We start from the raw sequence: 25,406 nt of genomic DNA on the forward strand, positions 1-25,406 counted from the left end.
GACCGTTCAATAGAATCTATTTTAATTATACTGTTTTCTTTTTGAACAGGAAGTGTCCGACGACCCACTCCTGACCTTGTTCAAAACCAAACAATTCAGCACAAGCCATAAAGAAAATACGCCAACGTTGCCACCATGCTTCAGCGTCTTGGCCATAAACTTGTTCAAACAATGGCTTTAATTGCTCACTGTTTCGATCCATATTTTCCAACCAAGCATTTGCTGTTTTTTCATAATGTGTGCCTGACCACTGCCAATGCCGTTCAAGCTCTAAGTGTTCCTGAAAATGCAAAAAGGTTGACGTCGCTGGCATTAATCCGCCTGTAAAGAAATAGCGTGACATCCAGTCATATTCACTTTTTATTTCAAATGGATAATGTAAAAAACGATGGCAAAAAATATGACACCATAACAAACCATCTGCCTTTAACCACGATTGTATTTTGGCAAATAGCCGTTGATAGTTTCTGACATGCTCAAACATTTCAACCGAAACGACCCGATCGAAAGAATTTTCCTGTAACTCCAGTACATTCACGTCACAGGTCAACACATCAATATTTTTCAAACCGCGCTTTTTAGCTTCCGCCAAAATGTGCTGACGTTGCGTTGCTGAGTTTGAAACTGCAGTTATTTTTGCGTTGGGATATTGCTCAGCCATCCATAATGTCAATGAACCCCAGCCACAACCTAGCTCTAATATCGATTGACCATCATTTAATTGAGCACGATCACTATAGATTCTAAGTGCAAATTCTTCTGCTTCATCTAATGATGTTTTGTCATGCGGGAAAAAGCACGCACTATATTTTAGTCGCTTTCCTAAAACAGCCTGAAAAAAAGCCGTTGGCAGCTCATAGTGCTGTTCATTGGCTTTGTCAGTTTCGATGGCAATTTCACTGTGCTTCAGCATGTTGAGCACATCCATATAGCGCTGAGCACCTTGTTCAGGATCATAGCGTCCTTCCTGAATGAGGCGTTTTTTACTCAAGGCGCGTATGGCTGCACGAATCGCTTGATCTGGCACCAAACCACTTTCAACAAGTTTTAATGATTTATGAATAATAAAGTCCATGAGCGTACCTACAGTTTGGGCTTCCACGGAATAAACATAGAAGTTCGTTTTTGATAATCGGAATAATTTTTTCCACGATTTTTTAATGCTTGTTGTTCACTGAATGGAATCCCTGTGATGTAGTACAAAAATAACCACATCAATAACGGATAAATCCATAAGCTATACAGTCCAGCAGCTAGACCTAAGATCGGATAAGCAAACCAATGCATCCATTCAAAAAAATAATTTGGATGCCGTGAATATCTCCACAAGCCTTGATCCATGGTTTTGCCATGATTGCTTGGATTTTGCTTAAATCGATATAGCTGTTGATCTGCAATTACTTCACCAACAAATGCAATCATCATGATCATGCCAGCGATAATCACATAATCATTCGTTTCAACACTCCAAGCAGCTTCAGGCACATTCAATAAGCTCCACATCGGAATGCTAAATAAAATAGCTAAACCTGCTTGGAACATGAAAAAAGTAAAAAGCCCAAATGCTGATATTTTCCCATTGCTCTACGCATGTTGGCATAGCGACGATCTTCCTCATCCTCAGCCAAATAACGACGCAATAAATGCCAGCTCAATCTCAGAAACCAAATCGAGCTCATAACACCAATAAATAATCTAATTTGTATCGGTGCTAACTCAACCCATAAAGCGGTAATGAAAATATTGAGCGCAATACAAAAACTCCATGCCACGTCGACAATACCAGCACGATGATTTTTTGTTGCCCATAACCAGCATAAGCACATCACCACCACATCAAGTAAAAACAATTGCCATATCATAACTGCCTCCTTGATGTTTAAAATTTATCTATAATTAATAGGGACTTGCTTCAAACAACAGGTGTACATCACTGATCACGCCTTCTTTGAATCCACCTTCGCAATAACAAAGATAAAAATCCCACATGCGAATGAAATTCTCATCAAAACCTAAAGCTAAAACCTGTGATTTTGCGTCTAAAAAACGCTCACGCCATTGATGAATGGTTTCTGCATAACTCAAACCAATATCTTCAAGATGTTTTAAACGTAATCCTTGCTCAGAAGCAGCTTGTGTGAGCACACTAATACAAGGAATAAAACTACCAGGGAAAATATAGCGCTTAATGTAGTCCACCGTATTAAGTGCTTTCTTATAACGAGCATCTTCGATAGTGATGGCTTGAATCAAACCCAGACCATTTGGTTTTAACAATGATCGGCATTTATTGAAATAAGTTGATAAGTATTGCTCGCCTACTGCTTCGATCATTTCAATCGAAACCAGCTTGTCAAACTGACCGTCTAATAAACGGTAATCTTTTAACTGAACTTCTACGCGATGGCTTAATCCCGCCGCTGCAATACTCTGAGTCGCCTCATCAAATTGCGCTTGCGAAATAGTAATCGTCGTCACTTTACAGCCATAATGTTGAGCTGCATAAATTGCAAACCCCCCCCAACCACTCCCAATTTCTACCAAATGATCCATCGGCTTTAATTGAAGTTTCTGACAAATAAGTTCTTTTTTATAATCAGATGCTTGTTCCAATGTCATATCTTTATTTTTATAGACTGCACTGGAGTACATCATCGAAGAATCAAGAAACAATTTAAAGAAATCATTACTTAAGTCATAATGTTCCGCGATGTTTTTACGACTACCCGTTAATGAATTCTTTCTGGTTTTATACCAAGCTTTAAGAATCATTTGGCTAGCTTGAGAAATAACATTTTGATTTATTTTATCTAAAACATGACGATTACGTGCCAAAATTTGGATCAGCTCGACCAACTGTTCACTGCTCCAATAGCCTCGAATATAGCCTTCAGCCGCACCTAGAACACCGTTTTTAAAAATCAGTTCAATTAGATCTTTATTATGAATGTCTATCGTTGCTTCTAAATCAGATACCTCACCGACAGAACCATTCCATTCTCCACGAAAATGAATTTGGCCATGACAGAGCTTCATCAGACTTTTTAAAACAAACGGCAACGAATCTTGTTCACCGAAAATAAGCGTTTTCATCATTTTGTTCTAAGTCCTTATCTTTTTTAGGGTGACGATAAAATGGAACCTTTTTTCGCCAGAGATGAAAAGCTTGTATATAAATCGAAGCCAACATCTTAAAAGGTTCAAAGACATGATGAACAGCATAGCGATTTAGCTGTGAAGGAACTGTGATGTCCTCTAGTTCATAGTGCATCGTTGCATCAAAAATCAGCTTTTGAGACTGATAAAGCTGCATATAAATCACATTTTGTTGATCTGAAAAATTAAATTTCCACTTATATTGAATATCCATCGGCATAAATGGAGAGACATGGAATGACTTTTCAAAATCAAACTGAAAACCTTGATATTGCTGATGATCAATGTATTTCTGCCGACAATCATGCACATACACTTTTGTTTCATTCCACGGCGTGTTAGTGATCTCACTTAATATAAATTGTGGTTCATAACGAGTGTTGAAAATGAAATAAAAAACCACTGAGTTAAAGCGAAAACCTAAGGTTCTGGGTAATGCCAAGACTCGAATATGGGATTGCGCTGATAAAATCGTATCGTTTTGCTGCAAAATTATTTTTTTGATCTTTTCTCTAATATTTCCCGTGTAGCCTTTTAAAAAGTCATCCTCATCCAGCGTTAACACATTCCAAGCTTTGGTTGAACTTAGTTTGGATTCTTCAAAGCGCTGTTCAACTTGATCAGGATCATAATATAAATAGCTCAGACATGACTTGAAATCATGTGATTTAGGAAAAAAACGACGATGACGAATATGCGCTTTTGCAATCGCAAGAGAAGGTTGATGCATTATGCCACCTCCAATTGCTCTACCATCTCTAAGATTTGTGCGACAACACGTTCAGCACTTCTCGCTCCATCCTCATGAAACCCCCAGCCCCAATAAGCACCACAAAAAGAGCTACGATTTCTACCATTAATTTCAGACCAATCTGATTGTGCGGCTATCGCTTTTTTATCAAATACTGGATGACGATAATGGCGTTCTACATACACTTTTTCTCTTGAGATTGGCATATTAGGATTGAGCGTTGCAAAAACCTGTGTCTTACACGCTAAATTCTGCAAATTGTTCATCCAATAGGTAAAACCATAGTGAATCTGATCGTTATGGCTATTTTTCTTAGTAGTATCTAAAGCAGTGACATGCACATGCCAACTTGCCCATTGCGATTTACGTTTCGGCATAATCGAAGTATCGCAATGCACCACCATTTTATTATCTTGATAATCAAAGCAACCAAGAATTTCTTGCTCTGCCGCACTCGGCTGATCAATGAGTTTCAAAGTATCATCGGCATGACTAGCAAAAATCACCCAATCAAATTCCTCTTCTTCTTGCGCTGACACAATCGTCACTGAATCTTCTGTTCGGAGGACTTGTTTGACTGTGCCATGCTTCCACTGGATAGAGGGACATTGTGCTTGAATGACTTGAATATAACTTGCTGAACCGCCCTTCACAGTTTGCCATTGCGGACGTTCTTTTAACTGCAACATACGATGATGTTGAAAAAAACTTACCACAAATTTATAAGGAATTTTACCAACCTGCTCAACTGGACTAGACCACAACGCACCACACATTGGATAAAGATGTTCTTCTCTAAAAACTTGAGAATAATCATTACGATTCAAATAATCTTCAATGGTCAAATGTGGTTCATAAGCAGCCACATCAATGTCTTTATTTTCTTGATAAAAACGCATCAAATCAGACAACATGATTCGAAAATTTGGATTTATAAAATTCTGAGGTCGAGTCAATAATGACCATTTTTTTGAAGGGTTGTATTGCAGACCAGTCACTAAATTATTGACTGAAAAACTCATATCACTATTTTGGGCTTCAACACCTAATTGATTCAGCATTTCAGTAAATAGTGGATAGTTATATTCATTAAACACAATGAAGCCACTATCAACAGCAACTTTCTGATGATCAATCCATAAATCATGCGTATCAGTATGCCCACCAAAGTAATTTTCTTTTTCAAAGACAGTAATTTGATGATATTTAGACAATTTCCATGCCGCATACATTCCTGAAATACCTGAGCCTACAATTGCAATTTTCATGAAGACTCCCGACTTTGAACTTTAGTTGTGTGGATTTTTATGCTTTCACGTTGTTGGTGATATTCTGTGTAAATACGTTGTGGTACAGGTTTTATTCCCCAGACCAAACCTGTGTAAGACATTATTTTTAATAGATAATAAGTAACATCAATTTGCCACCAAAAGAAACCTTGGCGGGTACTCCCTGCATAATAGTGATGATTATTATGCCAACCCTCACCTAAGGTAATGATTGAAAGGAATAGATTATTTCTGCTGTTATCTTTGGTTTCGAAATCGCGATGCCCATATAAATGAGCCAGAGAATTGATGCATAAGGTTGCATGGATCAATAACACTGTCGAAATCACAAACCCCCAAACCAGTAACTGAGGTCCTGATGTTCCTAAATTGGGATGAGCAACATTCAACCAATTTCCAAATAAATAGATCGCTAAGGCAGTGAACAATACCACTGGTAAACTGAAACGATCGAGCCAAACAATCTCAGGAAACTTGAGCCAATCTTTGATGACTTCTTTTCGAGTTGAGAAGTTTTGCTCATTTAAAAACCACCCCACATGGCTATACCAAAAGCCATGATGAGATGAATGGGGATCATGTTCGGTGTCCGTAAAACGATGATGATAGCGATGATGCGCAGCCCACCACAAAGGCCCTCGTTGGGCACTCATTGTTCCAATTAAGATAAACAAAAACTGAAAAGGTCGAGAGGTTTGAAATGTTTTATGCGATAGATAACGATGAAAAAAAGCAGTGATTGCAAACATCCTGATGAAATAGAACATCAGCATGAACATGACAGCAAACCAAGAAACTCCAACCCAAAACACAGCAAGACATGCCAGATGCAATAAAATAAACGGTATGATTCTCAACCATTGAATTTGAGTGTCTTTTACGTGATGTGAAATGTCAGATTCATTTGTCTCTAAAGTTTGCTTGAAGGACCAACTATCTACCCATCGCAGAAGAAATTTAAACATTGATTCTTCCTGACCCATTATTTTTTTATCGTTATCATGTTAATAAAAGTGATATGAAATTTATGTGAAGCTTGAACCGATCAAGTCTGTCACTTGTGCTTCATCATAATATAAAAATACAAAATAAACATAAATTTAAATGTAGTAATGAGTAAAGCCTAACTCACTTGAGCTAGGCTTTATTTTTTATTTGTTTTTCAATTACTGGCGATAAAAGCTAAGCAATTTGAATTGCAATCAACGTTGCTAGACTGGTCCACATCAGATACGCGGCAACACTGATCACAACCGTAGCAAAAATTTTCTGTACCGTTTTAAGATCAATCATGCTAATCAATCTTCTACCGACTAGCATCCCAACAATACACGCCAATACAAAACTTGCAGTTACAATCAGCGGATATTGAAAGCCATCAAGTACATGAATTGAAATACTGACACCGCCGATTAAGAAGATAATCATCAAGGAGGTCGCAACAATACTTCGCATATCCAAATCAGTTGCTTTTCTAAGAGCAGGTACAATCACAAAGCCTCCACCAACACCGAGTAAACCTGTGAGCAAACCAGCTATTACACCGATTAAACCTAAAACTGAAGCAGTCTTCACATTCCAAATTAGCTTGCCTGTACTATGATTCACCTTACATGGCGGGTCTTCTAAATCATTTACTTTATTAAAAAAGATTCGATAAGCGACGATCAACATGACCAAGCTGAATGCGAGACTTAACCAAAATGGAGAAATGATATTGGCAAGATGAACACCGTAGCGTGCCGAAGGAATACTAATCAGAGCAATCCAAATCGCAGCGCGGTATCTTACGATTTTTTTAAATAAGCCCTGAATACTTCCAACAAATGCAGAGAGTGTAACAGCCAGTAATCCCACAGGCGCAGCTTGTGAAACCGTCCACCCCTGACTCGCCATAAGCGCAGGAACAGCCAAGATTCCGCCACCAGCTCCCGTCAGCCCAAGTAAGCATCCGATTGCAAGACCTTCTAAGACCAATAACCACATATCCATAAAAGACCTCTTATAAGAGATAGATTGCTTTTTTCAGCATGAGTTTCCCTCACTAGCTCTCGATTGAAAGCTAGCGCAGAAACGGGGTTTAGATTTAAGAGAAGTGGGCTAGAGTTTTGGTTTAACCAGCCACTCGTGCCCTTTCAACATGCCATCCCAATACATAGGTGGGAGAATTTGCTCTTTTAATAGCCATGCCATACGAGTTGGTTTTTGCCCATCCAAGAACCATTTTGGAAAACTTGGTAATAACTTTCCGCCATAGCCAAACTCTGCAAGTACGATTTTCCCACGCTCGACCGTAAGTGGACACGAACCATAACCATCATATTGAGCGAACTGATTACTGCCTTTTAAGTACTGTAAAACATTCACTGCAACGATCGGCGCTTGTTTACGGGCAGCAGCGGCAGTTTTAGCATTTGGTGCATTCATCACATCGCCCAAGGCAAAGATGTAAGGATATTTTGTATGCTGCAAGGTATGTTGATCTACACTCACCCAACCCGTAGCATCGACAAGATTACTTGCTCGAATAAAATCAGGTGCTTGTTGTGGTGGAACAACATGCAACATATCAAAATCAGTTTCAATTACTGAACTATTCTCACCTTCAGTCACCTTAAACCAAGCACGTTTTTGAACACCATCGACTTTGATTAACTGATGATTAAAGTGCAAATTTGCGTTATAGCGTTTGATATATTCCATCAAGGCCGGAACATACGCTTGCACACCAAATAGCACACCACCTGTATTATAAAAGTCGATATTGATGTTTTGGAGTACACCTTGTTTTTGCCAATGATCTGCTGACAGATACATGGCTTTCTGCGGTGCGCCAGCACATTTGATTGGCATTGGCGGTTGCGTGAAAATCGCTTTACCTTGCTTCGTACTACTCACTAACTGCCACGTATATGGTGCAAGATCATAACGATAATTCGAAGTCACACCATTTTTACCCAGTGTTTCCACCAAGCCTTCAATACCATGCCAATTTAACTTTAATCCGGGGCAGACAACCAAAGCTTCATAATTAATCGGCTTACATCCTTCCAATAAAACCTGTTTATTGTCTGGGTCAAATGCAGCAACAGCAGCTTTGATCCAATGCACCTGTTTTGGGATCAAACTCGCCATCGTTCGAACCGTTTTTTCAGGTGAAAAAATACCGCCACCAACCATCGTCCAGCCCGGTTGATAATAATGAATCTCTGCTGGATCAATAATCGCAATATCTAGGTTTGGCTGTCTTGATAGTAAACTCGATGCAACTGAAATTCCTGCAGCCCCGCCCCCCACAATCACCACAGAAAATGTAGGAATATTGTTCAACTGATTAGGGTTCTGTTTCAGAATACGAGGCACTAAACCTTGCAAATCATAACCAAGTGCTTTGGCTTGCAACAACATCTGATCAAGACTTTGCTCTACAACCTGTGACAACGCCCACAAAGTAATTGAACGGGTACCAGATCGACAGAATGCTAAAAGTGGCTTTTGTGACTTTTGATAGATTTGTTTGAATTCAACTGCCTGTTCATCAGTCACACGACCGCTGACCACAGGTAAATATTCCAATTGGATCCCATGTTGAATTGCAGCTTCTTGGATCTCGATGATATTAGGCTGATCAGCACCTTCACCATCAGGACGATTACAAATAATTGTTCGAATACCCTTTGCCGCTATTTCAGCAATATCTTGTTGACTGATTTGATCCGAAACAAAAAACTCTTGGTTAACTCGCTTTAATTCCATGTCATTTATTCCTTATGCTTGTCCGCAGGCTTTATTAGCAGGTAAAGCAATATCAATCTTTTTCGGATAAGGTAAATCGAGATTCGTCATAATCTGTACAAAATCTTGTTTGGATTTACCTTGCCCTAATCGAGCATTATGTAAACGTTCATGCCCAACGGTTGATGACAAACGACCTTTATAATCATGTCCCGGATACACAATCGTTTCATCAGCCAATGTGAAAATCTGTTGATGAATAGAGTCATATAAAGTTTCAGCACTCCCTTCTTGGAAGTCGGTGCGACCACAACCATCGATTAACAGTGCATCACCTGTGAATACCATGCCATCAACGACATAACTGGTACATGCATTGGTATGACCTGGTGTATAACGAGCTTCAATTAAGATTTCACCAACACGTATAGCACTACGATCTGTAATAAAAATGTCTCCGCACGCCACACCTGAATGACGATGCAAAACTGTTTTACAGCCAAATTTTTCTCTTAATAAATTAGCTGCTGTGACATGATCTGCATGTACATGCGTATCGAGGCTATATACCAATGTTAAATTATGTTCATTTAACTTTTTCGCATAGCTCTCAATTTCAGAAGCAACTGGATCAATTAATACAGCTTCATGCGTTTGTTCTGATGCAATGAGATAGGTATAAGTAGAACTTTCTTTTTCGAAAAATTGATGGAATATCATTAGAATCAATCTCAATCTGCTTGCTTATATTCATATTTTGCAAACAAGATGCCAACTCTTTGCATTTTTAATTATATTCAAATAAAACAATATATTAATAAATAATATTTAAAATTCAGAATAGACTACGTTTCACTTTTCTTTCATTTCATGTTTCAATAATTCAAACAGTGAAACATAAAATGAAACATAATGACTCAACTCATTGATTTTAAAACTCAAGTTGATTTGGAAAATTTCTTGGGTTATTTGCAGCAGCTCATTAATGACTGTGCCCTTTTTATCGTTGATCACACTGATTCGACTATCATTTATGAGTTCAAATCAACAAGGCTTAATCCTTCGATCTCAGCGTTAAGCAAACAGCAAATATTGAATAACGCATTAGATACTGGAAAATTTAATTTTAAATCTGCAAATGGCTCAAGCGAATTGTTCTGTCATCGACATAACATTCATGTTTCAGATCAAAATTTCACTGGAACATTATTCGTAGTTCAGCTATTGCGACAAGTTGAAACAACACTGCCAAAGCAAAGCATTCAAAGTTTATCAGAAACATTTCATAGCCAATCCCCTGAAATGCAGCGAATGTTTTCAATTATTCAACGCGTTGCAATTACTGAGTTCCCTGTATTGGTTCGTGGTGAATCTGGAAGCGGTAAAGAGCTGGTTGCTCAGGCCATACATGACTATAGCCAAAGAAGGAATAAAGTGTTTATTGCGATTAACTGTGCTGCTTTGAACGCGAATATCTTGGAAAGCGAATTATTTGGGCATGTCAAAGGTGCTTTTACAGGCGCGATTCGAGAGCATAAAGGTGTTTTTGAGCGTGCCGCAGGTGGAACACTTTTTTTAGATGAAATCGCTGAAATTCCCTTAGAGTTACAAGCAAAACTGCTACGTGTACTAGAAACTGGAGAATTCACCCCCTTAGGCGGTGAAAAATCAATTAAAGCCAATGTCCGCATTATTACCGCGACGCATCGCGCGTTAAGAGAAGAAGCCAAACTTGGTCGTTTCCGTCAAGACTTGCTTTATCGCCTGCGTGTTATTCCCATTTTTGTTCCACCTCTACGTGATCGAAAAGAAGATATTCCACTGATTGTAAACTTCATTTTAAGTGAGCAGCAAACCATTTTTCAGCATACTGCCTCACTATCAAATGATGCACTAAATGCCTTGATTGATTACGACTGGCCGGGGAATGTACGTGAATTAAAAAACACCTTGCTCTATGCCATTACGATGGCAAATGAAAAATCTGAAATCGAGCTTTGTGATTTGCCAGATGAGATTATTGATAATCCACACATACCGTCTGATTTGATGATGCACACAACCGAACATATGCATAGTACAGATAAAATCAATAAGGATATGATTCGTAAGGCGTTAATCAAATATGATTATGATCTTAATCAAGTAGCTAAAGCCTTGGATATGAGCCGTACTACACTTTGGCGCTATCGGAAAAAATTTAATTTATAAATAAAAAAGCGAGCCATTTGGTATGACTCGCTTTTTAGTTTCCACTTCAATCAACTTTTCAAATGTGAATTCTCAAGTGGTAAATCATGTTCCAGATGCTCATCAAAAATATCGGTGAGCATACTGTCATAACGTTTCACATTATATTGCAAGATTTGCTCAGCTTCAGTGCTATTGATAAATCCAAGCTCAACGGCATTTGCAACACGCTCTTCAAACACTAAGCCTTTGAACTGATCTTTAGATTCAGCTTTTTTGAACTTATCCCATAACGGTTGCACTTCAAGCAGCATTTGGAAAGTCGACTCCATACGCCCCATCACATCATCTGCTTCGGTTGTGTAATAGACGTGCTTCTTCAAGTCTGCTCTAAACGGATTTTCTCGCAGCAATAACTGTGCAACTTCTTGTTTGAGCTGATCAGATGGTTTCTCGATTGGGCGACCAAATGGGAAACAAATCAATTTCACTAACCATGCAGCAATCTTCACAGGGAAGTTTTCGTAGAAACCATAAAATGCTTCTTGTACATTGTAGAGCGCTTTATTTAATGCAAGCTCTGCATGTTTCTTTTCAGCATCAGTACGCTGACCATGCTCATAGAACTTTAAAATTGCAGTCGCAATAAATAAATGTGCATGGATATCTGCCAAACGACCAGACAGCATCTCTTTACGTTTTAAATCACCTGCCAAAAGCCCAAGCGCCATATCCGCAGTTAAAGCAAAGTCTGCACTCAAACGATTAATCAAGGCATAGTAGGGTTTAGAAAAATCATCTGCTTGTTTCGAAGCTTGATCTGAACCACCCGTAAAACCAAAAGCAACTGCTTTTGCTGCACGATTAAATGTATAAGCAAGGTGTTTAAATAATAAAGTATTGAACTGTTTCAAAGCCGCTTGCTTATCTTCAGATTGTAGTAGTTGTAACTCTTCAAATAGATAAGGATGACAACGCATTGAACCCTGACCAAAAATCATCAATGAGCGCGTTAAAATATTTGCACCCTCAACAGTGATTGCAACAGGAATCGATTGATAAGTTAATGCAAGGAAATTACGTGGGCCAAGTTGAATCGCACGTCCTCCGACGACATCCATACCATGATTAATGACTTTCCTCATGGTTTCAGTGGCATAGTATTTTGCCATTGCTGTCATTACTGCAGGCGTACCACCTTGATTCAAACCACAAGTGACTAAATATCTAAATGCTTCCAACATATAAGCATCACTTGCAATATCACTGGTCGCTTCTTGAACACCTTCAAAATGTCCGACAGATACTTTGAACTGCTGTCTTACACTCGCAAATGCACCGACTAGCAGATAACTCATCTCACCCGCAGCAGTCGCCAAGGCTGGTAATGAAATCCCACGACCAATACCCAGACACTCCATCAACATGCGCCAACCTTTACCCGCATTCTCCTGTCCACCAATAATCCAATCTATCGGAATGAAGACGTCATTACCTTCAACTGTACCATTCATGAACGGTGCACCCGGATTATGTCGAGCGCCAATTTTGATACCTTCGTGGCTTGATGGAATCAATGCACAGGTAATGCCATATTCATATTTACTTTTATCACCCAATAAGCCATCAGGATCATAAAGTTTGAATGCCAAACCAATCACCGTCGCGATAGGCGCAAGCGTAATCCAGCGTTTCGAGAAATTCATTTTCAAACCAAGGACCTCTTGACCTTGATAGTTCCCGTAACAGACGACGCCTGTATCAGGGATTGCCCCTGCATCCGAACCCGCTTCTGGGCTGGTTAAACCAAAGCACGGAATCTCCGTTCCATCTGCCAAACCCGGCAAATAGCGTTGCTTTTGTTCGGTTGTTCCATAGTGCAATAACAACTCACCTGGCCCTAATGAGTTCGGCACCATACAACTCACAGCAGCAGTTAAAGAGCGTGATGCAATTTTGCTCATAATGCGACTTTGTGCAAAAGGCGTAAACTCTTTACCACCAAATGACTTTGGAATAATTAAGCCTAAAAAGCCGTTATCTTTAATAAATTGCCAAACTTCTGGCGGTAAATCTTTATCTTGATGATGAATTTTCCATTCATCCAGCATTGAACATAGTTGTTGTACTTCATTATCTAAAAAGGATTGTTCTTCTTCAGAAAGTTTTGGATAGGGATATTCATCAAACTTGTGCCAGTCTGGTGCTCCCATAAATAACTCTTTTTCCCACCAACTGGTACCCGCATCCAAAGCTTCCCTTTCAGTGCTACTCATGCTCGGCATGGCTTTGGATAACAGATCAAACGCAGGTCGGCTAATCAGTGCTTCACGCAATGCAGGGATTAATAAAATCACACTCATTAAAATAATCGGTATACCGACCAATAAACTCCACGGCGTGATCAATACACTACATAAAATAGCGATAACGATGGAAACAATACTACCAATTGTTCGATTGAGTTCGAAATAAAATACAGCCCACAACATTACAAACTGAATCAACAAGCTAAGCAATATCAATAATAGAGTCATAGTTGCTCCTTTGCTTTCAACTTGAACTAAGGAAAATTAATTTATTTGAATTACTACACGTTTGAACTTAGAGGTGAATAAGTGAAAAAAGAGTGAATTTTTATTGTACAGTTTGTTTTTTTAATATTTGACTTAGCTACTAAATATTACACAACCCCATCGAGATGAAACTATATTTTATAATTCAGATACTCAATTTTTAATAGATAAAACAGATGTTTAATAAAATTATTTTAATATATATTAAAACTAATGATCACAGAAAGATTTGACGAGAATATCCCTCAAAAGGTTAATTTGTCGGAAAATGGTGGACAGAAACATTCCAAACTTTGATTTTAGAATGTTTCTACAATAATTAATAAAATGCCTAGGTATTAAAAATATCTTAATTCACAATCATATCTGTCCAACCGTGAAATGGATTCTCAAAATTCTGCCAAGTTTCTACGCCCAGTAACATTTCATTGTCATCCAGCAAACAAGCATCAAATCGTTGTATTAAATCCTCTTGATCCATTTCCATACCGATTAAAACAATTTCTTGTCTCGCATCACCTGTCTGATCATTCCAATTTTTCTGAATCGCTTCTCGACTCTGTGGGTCTTCAGGCCAATGTTCGTCTGGCACGGCAGCCCACCAATAACCTGCGACACCATGCCGAGCCATTGCTCCAGCTTGAGACCAAGAACCTGCAAACTCAGGATCAGATGCTAACCAGAAAAATCCTTTTGAGCGGATTACCCCTTTCCATTCTGAGTTGATAAAATCAAAAAAACGCTGCGGATGAAAAGGCCTTCTCGCCCGATACACAAAGCTTTGGATTCCATATTCCTCTGTTTCAGGTGTATGTTCACCGCGCAACTCTTTGAGCCAACCTGGCGCTTGGGCAGCCGCATTAAAATCAAATAAATTAGTATTTAAGACGCGATCCAAATTTACTTGACCAAACTCAGAGACTTCTATTTTCGCCCGTGGATTCAATGAATGTAGTATTCCAAACAGCTTTTGTTTTTCATCTTCATTAATCAGATCAACTTTATTCAATATAATCACATCACAAAATTCGATTTGATCAATCAATAGATCAACAACATTTCTTTGATCCTCATCACCCAATGACTCACCACGCATTTGTAAACTATCGATTGAGCTATAGTCTTTTAAAAAGTTAAAGGCATCTACCACTGTCACCATAGTATCTAGGCGCGCGAACTCATTGAGTGAAACACCATTTTCATCTTCAAAAGTAAATGTTTCAGCAACAGGCAATGGTTCTGAAATCCCTGTAGACTCGATCACCAGTTGATCAAAGCGCTGATCTTGCGCTAAACGGCGTACTTCAATCAAAAGATCCTCTCTTAAAGTACAGCAAATACAGCCATTGCTCATTTCTACCAGCTTTTCATCTGTTCGAGATAGCTCTGCTCCTCCATCTCTGACCAATGCCGCATCAATATTGACATCAGACATATCGTTGACGATTACCGCAATTTTTCTACCTTCACGATTATTCAAAATATGGTTCAGTAAAGTCGTTTTACCTGCACCTAAAAAACCAGAAAGCACTGTTACTGGTAGTTTTTCGGGAGTGGCTAAAGAATGATTCATTGGCTTTCTCACTTTTTAACGGAATTAGATTTCATCTTGGTAAATTAATGCATCCACCAGCATCATTAAATTGACTCATATTGATTGCTGAGCCATACACCGTTTTAAGCTGGCGATTGATGCTGATGATTTAAAGAGTCTTTCATGCAAGGCGATGAGGTGTAGCGATGATCTACACCCCACGTTCGATAACCTGCACTATCAATATGAATTTGGCCTGACTCATACACGCCTAAGCCCATGCTTAGCGCTTCACCATGATCAAGCCAAAACTGGCATAACTTTGCTTTTGTTTCTTGAATAGACTGTTGCTCTGCAATATCTGGATTTTCAGCACCAATACGAAAATCCAATGCAGCATTGAACACATGCTTTGATGAACCTGCTCCGCCAGCACATTGATTTAATGCATAATTTCGATACACCGAAGTGACTGAAAAATCAGTCACGATCTTTCGATCAACCAACTGATGAAGAATATTTAACGTTGGAATGATGTTGTTCCAAAGTTCCTGTGGCGGAACCTCATATTCTGGATAGTTACATTTTTGCCAATCCCTCGCTGTCTGAAAAAATTCGGCATCAGGAATATATAAATTCAACCCTTGGCTTTTTAAGAAATGCTTATATTTATAGATTTGCTGTTGATGTAAAGGCGCATTTCTCCAAATTAAATAACTTGGTGAAACAGCTTTTTGAGTTTTATAAATCGTTTGTTGTTGAATGTCTGATCGCTGCAACTGCTGACTCGAATGCGCTTTTTGTGTCGAATAAACACTCGCTTGGTGACAAGCGGATAAACACAAACTCAGCCCAAAGACACAAACTCTATTCATTTCTACTCAGTTATACGTGAACAATAATTTTGGCATGCACCGAACTTGCCGATGCATATTGTTATGTTATAACATAACAATATGCATTACAACTTAAGCACTCTTTACAAATGAATCTTGCACTGCTCCCAGATATTTCCGCTGAATCGATACAACTAAAAGACCATAACCATGCTTTAGATTGGGTTGGCATGGAGAACATTGCACTGCCACTTTATATAGAACAGACCCAATGCCAAAGCCAAATAAATGCCTACGTCAGCTTGGATGATCCTTTAGCCAAAGGCATTCATATGTCTCGTTTATACACACGCCTTTTAGAATTAAGCACGATTAAAAACCTAAATTTGCTAGATATTAAAGTTGCTCTACAAGATTTTTTAGCGAGTCATACTGGATTATCAACGAATGCAAAAATTGAGATCCATAGTGAACTTTATATCGAACGCCCTGCGCTAATCAGTAAGTTATCAGGTTGGAAAAGCTACCCTTTTGTGTTGACCTGTCAGCTAATCAAAGATCAATTTACCACCGAGTTAAAAGTTGAAATTCCTTATTCATCTACTTGCCCATGCTCTGCTGCACTATCACGCAATATTATTCAGCAACGCTTTAACTCTGCATTACAAAACCAAGAGATACAGCTAGATCAACAAGAAATTTTGAATTGGTTAAGCACCACTGATGCGATTGCTGCAACACCACACAGTCAAAGAAGTTTTGCCATTTTGAAATTTAAACTAAACCAAGAGATCAAGCATATTCCACTGATTTTATTTATTAATCAGGCGGAACAAGCCCTCATGACACCTGTTCAAACGGCGGTTAAACGCATCGATGAGCAAGCTTTTGCAATCGCTAATGGACAAAATCTAATGTTTTGTGAAGATGCTTTAAGACGTTTATACAGCACATTTATTCATCATCAATATATAAATGGCTTCAATTTCAAAGTCATTCATGCAGAAAGCTTACATGCGCATGATGCAGTTGCTCAAGGTTCATGGCAATGGTAGATGCATGTATTTTTAAACATATGGAACAGGGTTTTATAGGGCAAAAATTTGATTTTGATAATGTATTTTCGCAGATCAAATGGAATCAAGATGGGCTCATTCCTGCAATCACACAAGATAGTACCAGCAAAGAAGTACTGATGCTGGCTTGGGTTAATACCGAAGCCTTAACAGAAACACTAACCCAGCAACAAGTTTGCTATTGGTCTCGTTCACGTCAATGTTTATGGCGTAAAGGCGAAAGTTCAGGACATCGGCAATTTTTGGTTGAAGCCAGACTCGATTGCGATGGTGATAGCATTTTGTTTCTGGTGCTTCAACATGGCCCTGCTTGTCATACCAATCGTCCAAGCTGTTTTTATCTCGGAATCGGCAATCATCAAATTACCATTCTTAGCGAATCAACACTTTAATTTAATGGATGTAGACTTTCTATGCTTCGTAAAAATCCTTCTGGACATCTTCCCGTTATAGATGAATCAGCCTATGTTGATCAAACTGCGATTATCTGCGGCAAAGTGATTGTCCAAGCCAATGTTTTTATTGGTCCTTATGCCGTGATTCGAGCAGATGAAACGAATGAAAATGGTGAGATGGAACCCATCGTAATTGGCGCAAACTCTAATATCCAAGACGGCGTTGTGATTCATTCAAAAGCTGGTGCAGCCGTAATCATTGGCGAGAGCTCATCTATCGCGCATCGTTCTATTATTCATGGCCCTTGCAGTATTGGACATCATGTTTTTGTCGGTTTTAACAGTGTGTTATTCAACTGCAAAATTGGAAATCATAGTGCGATTCGACACAATGCCGTGGTAGATGGTCGTGATTTACCTGATCATTTTTATGTACCTGCCATGAGCTATATCAACCCTCAAACAGATTTAGCGCTTTATCCGCCAATCGACATTTCCATCAGTGAGTTTTCTGAAAGTGTGGTTACGACCAATATTGAATTGGTCAAAGGCTACAAGGCACTGCACAATGAGTTTTAGAAATTCTCCAGACATTATCATTCGCAATGCCAATATCGTGAATGAAGGGCAGCAACAAATCAGTGATGTGCTGATTCGTCATGGGCGGATTGAAAAAATTCAATCCAATATAACAGGTATTGTTCATGCAAAAAGTATTGAAGCTGATGGCAATTGGCTCATCCCTGGCATGATTGATGATCAAGTTCACTTTCGAGATCCTGGCTCACCGCAAAAAGGAAGTATTGCATCTGAGTCCTCTGCTGCGGTGATTGGTGGCATTACCAGTTATATGGATATGCCCAATACCAATCCAGCGACACTCGATCTAAAGACGTTGATGCACAAGAAGCAAATTGCAGCACAACATAGCATGGCAAATTATGCTTTTCATTTTGGTGTGAGTGCAGATAATTTAGAGGTTGTGGAACGACTTGATCCAAAACTGGTAAGTGGTGTAAAGGTGTTCATGGGCGCATCCACGGGCAACATGCTGGTGGATGATCCTAAAGTTTTGGAACGTTTATTTGCCAATGTCCCGACTATTTTACTCACCCATTGCGAATATACACCCCGCATCAAAGCCAGAGAAAAGCTGTTTTTAGAAAAATATGGAAGAAATATTCCAGCAGCAATGCATCCCAAAATTCGAGATAAACATGCTTGTTTTGAAAGTTCCAAACTAGCTGTTTTACTTGCAGAAAAGTATGGCACGCAGTTGCATGTCTTACATATTACGACTGCAAAAGAACTGTGTTTATTTAAAGACTTACCTTTAAACCGAAAACATATTACTGCTGAGGTATGTATTCATCATTTGAGCTTTGATGAATCAGATTATGCGGATCTTGGACATTTAATTAAATGTAATCCTGCAATAAAAACCCAACAGGACAAACAAGCACTGATTAATGCAATTGCTGAAAGCAATCGTTTGGACATTATAGGTACTGACCACGCTCCGCATACGTGGGATGAAAAGCAACAAAGCTATTTAGATGCACCCGCAGGCCTCCCCTTAGTGCAACATGCAATCCCCGCACTAATGGAATTGGTTGCAGATCAAAAACTAGATATCACAACAATGGTTCGAAAAACCTCTCATCAAGTCGCTGATCTATTTAAAATCAAAGATCGAGGCTATATTCGTGAAGGCTATTGGGCAGATTTAGTCTTCCTCAGAGAAAATACACAACAGCTCTCTGTTAAAGACCAACACAACTATATGCGCTGTAATTGGAGTCCTTTTGTAAATAAAACTTTCCGCTATAACGTAGATACAACAATCGTTTCAGGACAGTTGGCTTGGCATCAATCACAATTATTTTTAAATTGTCAGGGACAAGCTTTAGAAATAAATAGATGACCAAATAAGATCTTCAGAAAATCGAATCTTGCTCACAATATCTATTTATCATTCTTCGCAAGCATACTTTTGAGCACACCATCTTTAAATATAAAATGGTGTGCCAAAGCTGCGGCAGCATGTAAACCCACAAAGAAAACAAACATATTTCCCAGAAACTGATGAGCTTCGCCAATCAAATGATTTGAAGTTGTCAGCCCTGCTAAAGGAAGTTGCATCGAATATAAGTCGAATTGGGTAGTCATACTAGAAAGTGCCAGCCAGCCCATCACGGGTACAACAAATAATGATAAATATAAAACCAATCGAACCAACTTAAACAACATTTCTTGATAGCGACTAATTATCTTATTGTGTGGGAGTTGCTTTCTATAGCAATATACGGTTGTAACTCTGGCAATCGAAATAGCGAATACCAATAAGCCACTCATCACATGAACCTGTCCCCAAATCTTTTCGTGTAGTGGATTGCCACTACTAAAATAAGCAATCAATACAAGGCATAATGTCAGCCAATGCAAGATGATGATTGGTTTGGGATAGTTATTTTTCATCTCTTTTTACCTTTATTCTACACTTTATATGAAGTGAAACTTTCATCCGATTTATTTTAATGCAATGCTTTTGCTGCTTTAGGTTTAAAAATAATTAAACTTAAAATGATAAAAGTGAATAGCACAATTGAAGCACCTGCCCGACTTAAATCCAAACCACCTTGAGCGATTGGTTTATCCAGAAAATCACCTAAAACAGCACCTAATGGTCGAGTTAAAATAAATGCAGCCCAAAAAAGCATTGTTCTTGAAGCTTTTGTACCAAAATAAAGAATAATCAAAAATACAAGAAGACCACCAAAAATCAGCATTGCCCCTGTATAACCAAGTCCCTGAGTATCTGCTGTCCAATCTCCCAATGCTGTTCCGAGCGTTTGTGAAAACATAATGGTCAACCAATAAAATGCTTCATTTTTCGGAGATTGAATCGTATTGACTGCGATCGAACCGCAACTGAGATTCCAAATAAACAAAGATGCAGCAAGTAAAGCAGATAAAATGAGACTTCCGCCTAAATATCCAATACCCAAAGAACGATCAACAAAATCTGCAATAGTTGTTCCTAATGTGGTGGTGGCAATAATCGTTGCCCAATAAAAGAATGGATGATAACCCTTTGCTCTAATCTGAAAGACCACAAGCACGATGAAGAATACTGCGAAAATTGCTGTACTAATTAGATAACCTAGATTGAGTGACATTGAAAATGCATCGCCAGCGGTTTCACCTAAAGTCGTTGCAGCAATTTTTATGATCCAAAAGAGTAGTGTTACTTCTGGCACTTTACTGAGGATTTGCTCTGTATTTTTATCATTGATCATATTGTATTCCGATAAGAAAACAATCTAATTTGACCAAACAGTGCTGAATACAATCTTAAATCTGAGTAATAAAAAATGTACTCAGTTCTTAAAAACTCGGCACAATGATAAAATTAGCTATAGACCTTAAGCTACCTTGTTTAAAATATTATTGGCTCAAATAACGTACTTATCATTAGGCAAATTTTTTTATTTTCTCTTTACGGGATAAATATGGGTTACATTCTAAATTATCTAACCACTGCTTGATCAACTCAGATTTTAGATTTTCTTGTTCAAAAAAAGGCTGATAAATCTGTTCAGTTTTATACCCCTAACCGCGAAAAACATACCTCGTTACATAAAACTGGGTGCAGAAATGAGATACAACAAATAAAACTATAAGAACTTTATAGCTTAGGCTAAAAGTTCTTTCATAATTTTATAGAACAGCGAACAAGGATGAATAAAATGTTTGGCAAAATGATGCATCAGTCTTTGTTAATTAGTAACTTGATCGAGCATGCAGCAAAATATCATGCTGATACTTCAATTATTTCACGAGAAGTAAGTGGGCAAATCACCACAACCAATTGGCAGCAGGTTCAACAAAATACCAAACGCTTAGCAAATGCTTTTAAAACATTTAATTTGAATGAGGGTGATCGTCTAGCAACCATCGCATGGAATAACCATCGCCACTTAGAGTCTTGGTATGCCATTTCAGGTAGTGGTTTGGTCTGTCATACCATTAATCCTCGCCTGTTTCCTGAACAGTTGATTTTCATTATCAATGATGCTCAAGACAAAGCCATTTTCTTTGACACAACATTTTTACCATTAATTAATGCAATCAAAGACAAAGTTCCTACTGTTGAAAGATTTATTTGTCTCAGTGCTTTTGACGAAAAAGTTGCTGCGGCACTCCCTGAAGTTATTTTTTATGATGAGTTGATTCAGGATCAATCAACAACATTTGATTGGCCTCAGTTAGATGAAAACACCCCAAGCTCTTTATGTTATACATCAGGTACAACAGGTAATCCAAAAGGCGTGTTATACAGCCATCGCTCTACCTTACTTCATACCATGGCGATCTCGTTACCTGATTCTCTGAACTTATCGGCTAAAGATATTGTGATGCCTGTTGTTCCAATGTTCCATGTAAATGCGTGGGGAATTCCATATGCAACGGCGATGGTTGGTAGTTCGATTGTATTACCTGGTCCGAACTTAGATGGTGATAGCCTCGTTAACTTAATTGATGACTATAAAGTTACGGTAGCATTAGGTGTTCCTACAATTTGGCAAGGCCTGTTGGCCGCTGCAAAGAAAAAAGGTACACGTTTAGAAAGTATGGTTCGTAATGTTGTTGGTGGCGCTGCTTGTCCTCCATCAATTATTCGAGACTTTAAATATAATTATGATTGCGACACGATTCATGCTTGGGGTATGTCTGAAACTAGCCCACTTGGGACAGCGAACCAACCCAAAGCCAAACATTTTGCTTTAAATACTGAAGAGTTTGAACAATTACGTCTCACACAAGGCCGCCCACCTTTTGGTATTGAATTACGTATTGTAGATGGCGACAGTACGATCCCTCTTGAAAATGATGGTCAAACACAAGGAAACCTACAAGTTCGTGGTCCATGGGTTGTTGATCACTACTTTAATCAAGAAAAAAGCTCTTTAACAGTCGATGGTTGGTTTGATACGGGCGATATTGCAACGATCAATTCTGATGGCTATATGACTATTTGTGATCGGGCAAAAGACCTCATCAAATCGGGTGGCGAATGGATTTCTTCGGTCGAAATAGAAAATATTGCTGTAGGTCATCCTGACATTCGTATGGCTGCTGCAATTGCAGCAAAACATCCAAAATGGGATGAACGACCTATTTTAATTGCAGTCAAACAAGAAAATGCATCAATAACGGAAGCAGATATACTTGCATACTTTGAAAATAAAATCGCTCGCTGGCAGATTCCAGATGCAGTCATCTTTGTCGATGCACTTCCAGTCAACGGAACAGGGAAAATTGTCAAAGCAGAGCTTCGTGCACAATACGGCGATACGCTTTTGCAAAATGATGCGGTGGTCTAAGACCACCTTTTAGGTAAATTGAAATGAAGAACAAGAAACGGTTCTTCATTTCTGCTGTTTAAAGCAACTAGGTAGAAGCATGCTTGTTTGAAATGCATGTAAAGAAATCAATGACGACATTTTTCATCTGAATTTATGATTATTCCAAGCACTTTTTTTTGCAAAAATTTCACATATTTTACCTCACCTCTATCTCGATCAGATTGATAAGAAACTCGATAAAATTATGCAGACTAGCATCATAATTTCATTTTATGATGTTTAACTCAAAAACAGACTCTGCGAAGAGTCTGTTTTTCATTGAGTAGCTCAAAATTTTTAATTCATCTTAATCGTAAAAATAAATTTTTAAATGTTTAATATTAAAAACTTAATCATCATACAAATAATCAGACTACTGCTATTTATAGAAATAGTCTGATTAATTTAACGATAAATATTACCAGCTAAAACCAACACCAACACCGCCTGATTTTTCCTCTTCTGTCATTGCTCCACTTATACTTAAGCTCGTATTTTGATTCACCATGCGTTGATAACCAACGGCAATCGCTTTTTCATCTCCTTGGAATCCAGCCCCAACACCAATACGATTACGCCCTTGTAAACCGGATGTACTCACAGCCATATTCATCATTGCCGCACTCATTGCACCTTGACGGTCAAAGCGCTTGTCAACCTCTTGGAATCGACGGTCCGTTTCTAGTCGATAGTCTTTAAAACTACTTTCTAGACTATTAACACGAGTATCGGTATATGACTTGGCATTTGCTAATGTCTCTGCATTACCTTGCTTCATCTGGGCAACATTTACAGCGTCAGTATCTTGAGTCCCAGCTGCCACATTTGTGATCTGGCGTAAATTATTTGCTGAACCGACAGAAACGGTATTGTCACGATCATTAGTTGAATTATTGCCTAAAACAACCGCATTTTTAGCTTCAGTATCTACATTATTACCAAGTACAAAGGTATTATCACCTTTCACTGTATTGTCATTCCCAACAGCATAACTACCATTTCCACTCACTGTATTTGGATCACCAAATGCACCTGAACGATCACCTGAAACGATATTTCCTTTACCAACAGCTGTTGACTGATTGCCAGATACTTGTGTTCCTTCTCCTATTGCAGTTGATTGGCTTCCATTCGCAACAGCACTATCACCGATTGCGATTGCACCCGAACCTGATGCCTGAGCAGCATTCGGATTATTACTAGCTTGGTTTACATCAATATACGGATTTTTCTGAGAAGATAGCCACTCTTGTTCAGTACCTACAAAGCCATTTTCAACCGCAACTTCAAAAGCACTTAATCCCCGATCGCCCTTGTCACCTTTCAAACCATCTAAACCATTTAGACCGTCTTTTCCAGCAGCTCCTGTAAGGCCAGTATCACCCTTATCTCCTTTCGCTCCAGTTGCACCTGTTAAACCTGTATCTCCTTTGTCCCCCTTCAAACCATCTAAGCCATCTTTACCATTTACACCATCTGTACCAGCTGCACCTGTAAGGCCAGTATCACCCTTATCTCCTTTCGCTCCAGTTGCACCCGTTAAACCTGTATCTCCTTTGTCTCCCTTCAAACCATCTAAGCCATCTTTACCATTTACACCATCTGTACCAACTGCACCTGTAAGACCAGTATCACCCTTATCTCCTTTCGCGCCAGTTGCACCTGTTAAGCCAGTATCTCCTTTGTCACCTTTCAATGACGAAAGCCAATCTGTTTCACTACCTGTAAAACCATTATCTTGGGCTATATCATAGGCACTCTTACCATTCTGACCTGTACCAATATTTTCAGCTGTTGTTAAACGTGTATCTAAAGAAGATAATTTACTATCCACAGCGGCAAAGGCACTCCCAACGTCATTATAGTTATTGCCTTGGATGCTATAGGTTGGTGCAGTAAACACACCATTATTAAACGAAGACCCTCCCCCTAACATTCCTGTTAAGCTAATAGCTGATGTTGCAATGGCTGATTCCGCATTCGTAATTCGATTGATTGAACCAATAATTGCTTGCTCATTTTGTGAAGTACGATCTTCTATAAATGTTAGATCAGTTCTTAAATTACCAATTTCAGCCTCATTTTGACCTACTCGACCATCTAAAATATTTAGATCACTTTGCGTAAGGTTTAAGTCCGTACGTAAGTTTGTGACATCACCTTGGGTACTGGTCAAATCAGTACGAAGATTCGTGACGTCACCTTGAGTGCTCGTTAAATCGGTACGGAGATTCGTCACATCGCCTTGGGTACTGGTCAAATCTGTACGGAGATTCGTCACATCGCCTTGGGTACTGGTCAAATCTGTACGGAGATTCGTGACATCACCTTGAGTACTGGTTAAATCTGTACGTAAGTTTGTGACATCGCCTTGAGTGCTGGTTAAGTCGGTACGGAGATTCGTCACGTCACCTTGAGTGCTCGTTAAGTCTGTACGTAAGTTTGTGACATCACCTTGAG

The 25,406-nt window shown here is 38.8% G+C and carries 20 protein-coding genes and 1 pseudogene; 6 read left to right on the plus strand and 15 right to left on the minus strand.

From position 1 onward, the window contains the following. Positions 1-25 precede the first annotated feature (25 nt). The 9 genes and pseudogenes from ACT4_RS13485 to ACT4_RS13525 all read right to left on the minus strand — a co-directional run bounded on the left by ACT4_RS13485 (position 26) and on the right by ACT4_RS13525 (position 9,651). Positions 26-1,075, minus strand: coding sequence for a cyclopropane-fatty-acyl-phospholipid synthase family protein (locus ACT4_RS13485; RefSeq protein ID WP_007482979.1), 1,050 nt, complete (start codon positions 1,073-1,075; stop codon positions 26-28). Between the two features lie 8 nt (positions 1,076-1,083). Beyond that, positions 1,084-1,862 (minus strand): annotated as a pseudogene (locus ACT4_RS13490) (DUF1295 domain-containing protein). 34 nt (positions 1,863-1,896) lie between these two features. Beyond that, entirely contained in the window at positions 1,897-3,096 is a 1,200-nt protein-coding gene (locus ACT4_RS13495) for a cyclopropane-fatty-acyl-phospholipid synthase family protein (protein ID WP_007482986.1), read from the minus strand. Beyond that, entirely contained in the window at positions 3,071-3,886 is an 816-nt protein-coding gene (locus ACT4_RS13500) for a DUF1365 domain-containing protein (RefSeq protein ID WP_007482988.1), read from the minus strand. Before ACT4_RS13500 ends, ACT4_RS13495 begins: the two co-directional genes overlap by 26 nt. Beyond that, positions 3,886-5,175 carry an NAD(P)/FAD-dependent oxidoreductase gene (locus tag ACT4_RS13505; RefSeq protein WP_007482990.1) on the minus strand — a complete coding sequence of 430 codons (1,290 nt, stop codon included), beginning with the start codon at positions 5,173-5,175 and terminating at the stop codon, positions 3,886-3,888. The genes ACT4_RS13500 and ACT4_RS13505 overlap by 1 nt, the downstream gene beginning before the upstream one ends. Beyond that, a complete protein-coding gene (locus ACT4_RS13510; protein ID WP_007482992.1) occupies positions 5,172-6,161 on the minus strand; it encodes an acyl-CoA desaturase in 990 nt (329 codons plus the stop codon). The genes ACT4_RS13505 and ACT4_RS13510 overlap by 4 nt, the downstream gene beginning before the upstream one ends. 217 nt (positions 6,162-6,378) lie before the next feature. After that, positions 6,379-7,188, minus strand: a complete 810-nt coding sequence (locus ACT4_RS13515) for a sulfite exporter TauE/SafE family protein (RefSeq protein ID WP_007482994.1) — start codon at positions 7,186-7,188, stop codon at positions 6,379-6,381. A 108-nt stretch (positions 7,189-7,296) separates the two neighbouring features. Beyond that, positions 7,297-8,952 carry a bifunctional protein tyrosine phosphatase family protein/NAD(P)/FAD-dependent oxidoreductase gene (locus ACT4_RS13520; protein WP_007482996.1) on the minus strand — a complete coding sequence of 552 codons (1,656 nt, stop codon included), beginning with the start codon at positions 8,950-8,952 and terminating at the stop codon, positions 7,297-7,299. A gap of 12 nt (positions 8,953-8,964) precedes the next feature. Then, a complete protein-coding gene (locus ACT4_RS13525) occupies positions 8,965-9,651 on the minus strand; it encodes an MBL fold metallo-hydrolase (protein ID WP_007482998.1) in 687 nt (228 codons plus the stop codon). A 192-nt stretch (positions 9,652-9,843) separates the two neighbouring features. Here ACT4_RS13525 and ACT4_RS13530 point away from each other — a divergent pair, with 192 nt between their 5' ends. Further along, the gene (locus tag ACT4_RS13530) at positions 9,844-11,142 is read left to right on the plus strand and encodes a sigma-54-dependent Fis family transcriptional regulator (RefSeq protein ID WP_007483000.1); all 1,299 of its coding nucleotides are present in this window, start codon (positions 9,844-9,846) and stop codon (positions 11,140-11,142) included. A gap of 50 nt (positions 11,143-11,192) precedes the next feature. Here ACT4_RS13530 and ACT4_RS13535 read toward each other — a convergent pair whose 3' ends face one another. From ACT4_RS13535 to ACT4_RS13545, 3 genes are all read right to left on the minus strand, one after another. Next, positions 11,193-13,658, minus strand: a complete 2,466-nt coding sequence (locus ACT4_RS13535; RefSeq protein ID WP_007483002.1) for an acyl-CoA dehydrogenase — start codon at positions 13,656-13,658, stop codon at positions 11,193-11,195. A 388-nt stretch (positions 13,659-14,046) separates the two neighbouring features. Beyond that, on the minus strand, positions 14,047-15,270 hold the full coding sequence (zigA, locus tag ACT4_RS13540) for a zinc metallochaperone GTPase ZigA (RefSeq protein ID WP_007483004.1): 1,224 nt from the start codon (positions 15,268-15,270) through the stop codon (positions 14,047-14,049). A gap of 104 nt (positions 15,271-15,374) precedes the next feature. Next, on the minus strand, positions 15,375-16,106 hold the full coding sequence (locus ACT4_RS13545; protein WP_007483006.1) for a D-Ala-D-Ala carboxypeptidase family metallohydrolase: 732 nt from the start codon (positions 16,104-16,106) through the stop codon (positions 15,375-15,377). 110 nt (positions 16,107-16,216) lie between these two features. Here ACT4_RS13545 and folE2 point away from each other — a divergent pair, with 110 nt between their 5' ends. Genes folE2 through ACT4_RS13565 form a run of 4 tightly spaced genes read left to right on the plus strand, consistent with a single transcriptional unit; the run spans position 16,217 to position 19,462 of the window. After that, positions 16,217-17,122, plus strand: coding sequence for a GTP cyclohydrolase FolE2 (gene folE2 / locus ACT4_RS13550; protein WP_007483008.1), 906 nt, complete (start codon positions 16,217-16,219; stop codon positions 17,120-17,122). Continuing rightward, entirely contained in the window at positions 17,116-17,535 is a 420-nt protein-coding gene (gene hisI, locus ACT4_RS13555; protein ID WP_034605190.1) for a phosphoribosyl-AMP cyclohydrolase, read from the plus strand. Before folE2 ends, hisI begins: the two co-directional genes overlap by 7 nt. A gap of 21 nt (positions 17,536-17,556) precedes the next feature. Continuing rightward, positions 17,557-18,117 (plus strand): carbonate dehydratase, encoded by a 561-nt coding sequence (locus ACT4_RS13560; RefSeq protein ID WP_004880364.1) that lies wholly within the window; start codon positions 17,557-17,559, stop codon positions 18,115-18,117. After that, complete coding sequence (locus ACT4_RS13565; RefSeq protein WP_007483012.1) at positions 18,107-19,462, plus strand: dihydroorotase; 1,356 nt, start codon at positions 18,107-18,109, stop codon at positions 19,460-19,462. The genes ACT4_RS13560 and ACT4_RS13565 overlap by 11 nt, the downstream gene beginning before the upstream one ends. A gap of 41 nt (positions 19,463-19,503) precedes the next feature. On the opposite strand, the gene ACT4_RS13570 is transcribed toward ACT4_RS13565, so the two are convergent. Continuing rightward, on the minus strand, positions 19,504-20,016 hold the full coding sequence (locus tag ACT4_RS13570; RefSeq protein ID WP_007483014.1) for a cytochrome b: 513 nt from the start codon (positions 20,014-20,016) through the stop codon (positions 19,504-19,506). Positions 20,017-20,072: 56 nt separating this feature from the next. After that, positions 20,073-20,837 carry a membrane protein gene (locus ACT4_RS13575; RefSeq protein ID WP_007483016.1) on the minus strand — a complete coding sequence of 255 codons (765 nt, stop codon included), beginning with the start codon at positions 20,835-20,837 and terminating at the stop codon, positions 20,073-20,075. A gap of 450 nt (positions 20,838-21,287) precedes the next feature. On the opposite strand from ACT4_RS13575, the gene ACT4_RS13580 reads away from it, so the two are divergent. Continuing rightward, positions 21,288-22,925 (plus strand): long-chain fatty acid--CoA ligase, encoded by a 1,638-nt coding sequence (locus ACT4_RS13580; protein WP_007483018.1) that lies wholly within the window; start codon positions 21,288-21,290, stop codon positions 22,923-22,925. 439 nt (positions 22,926-23,364) lie between these two features. On the opposite strand, the gene ACT4_RS17550 is transcribed toward ACT4_RS13580, so the two are convergent. After that, positions 23,365-25,406, minus strand: a 2,042-nt coding sequence (locus ACT4_RS17550) for a YadA-like family protein (protein ID WP_007483020.1), incomplete at its 5' end; no start/stop codon positions are given.

Origin of the sequence: Acinetobacter sp. NBRC 100985 (genome assembly GCF_000241225.1) — a bacterium.
In the GTDB taxonomy this organism is placed as follows: domain Bacteria; phylum Pseudomonadota; class Gammaproteobacteria; order Pseudomonadales; family Moraxellaceae; genus Acinetobacter; species Acinetobacter venetianus.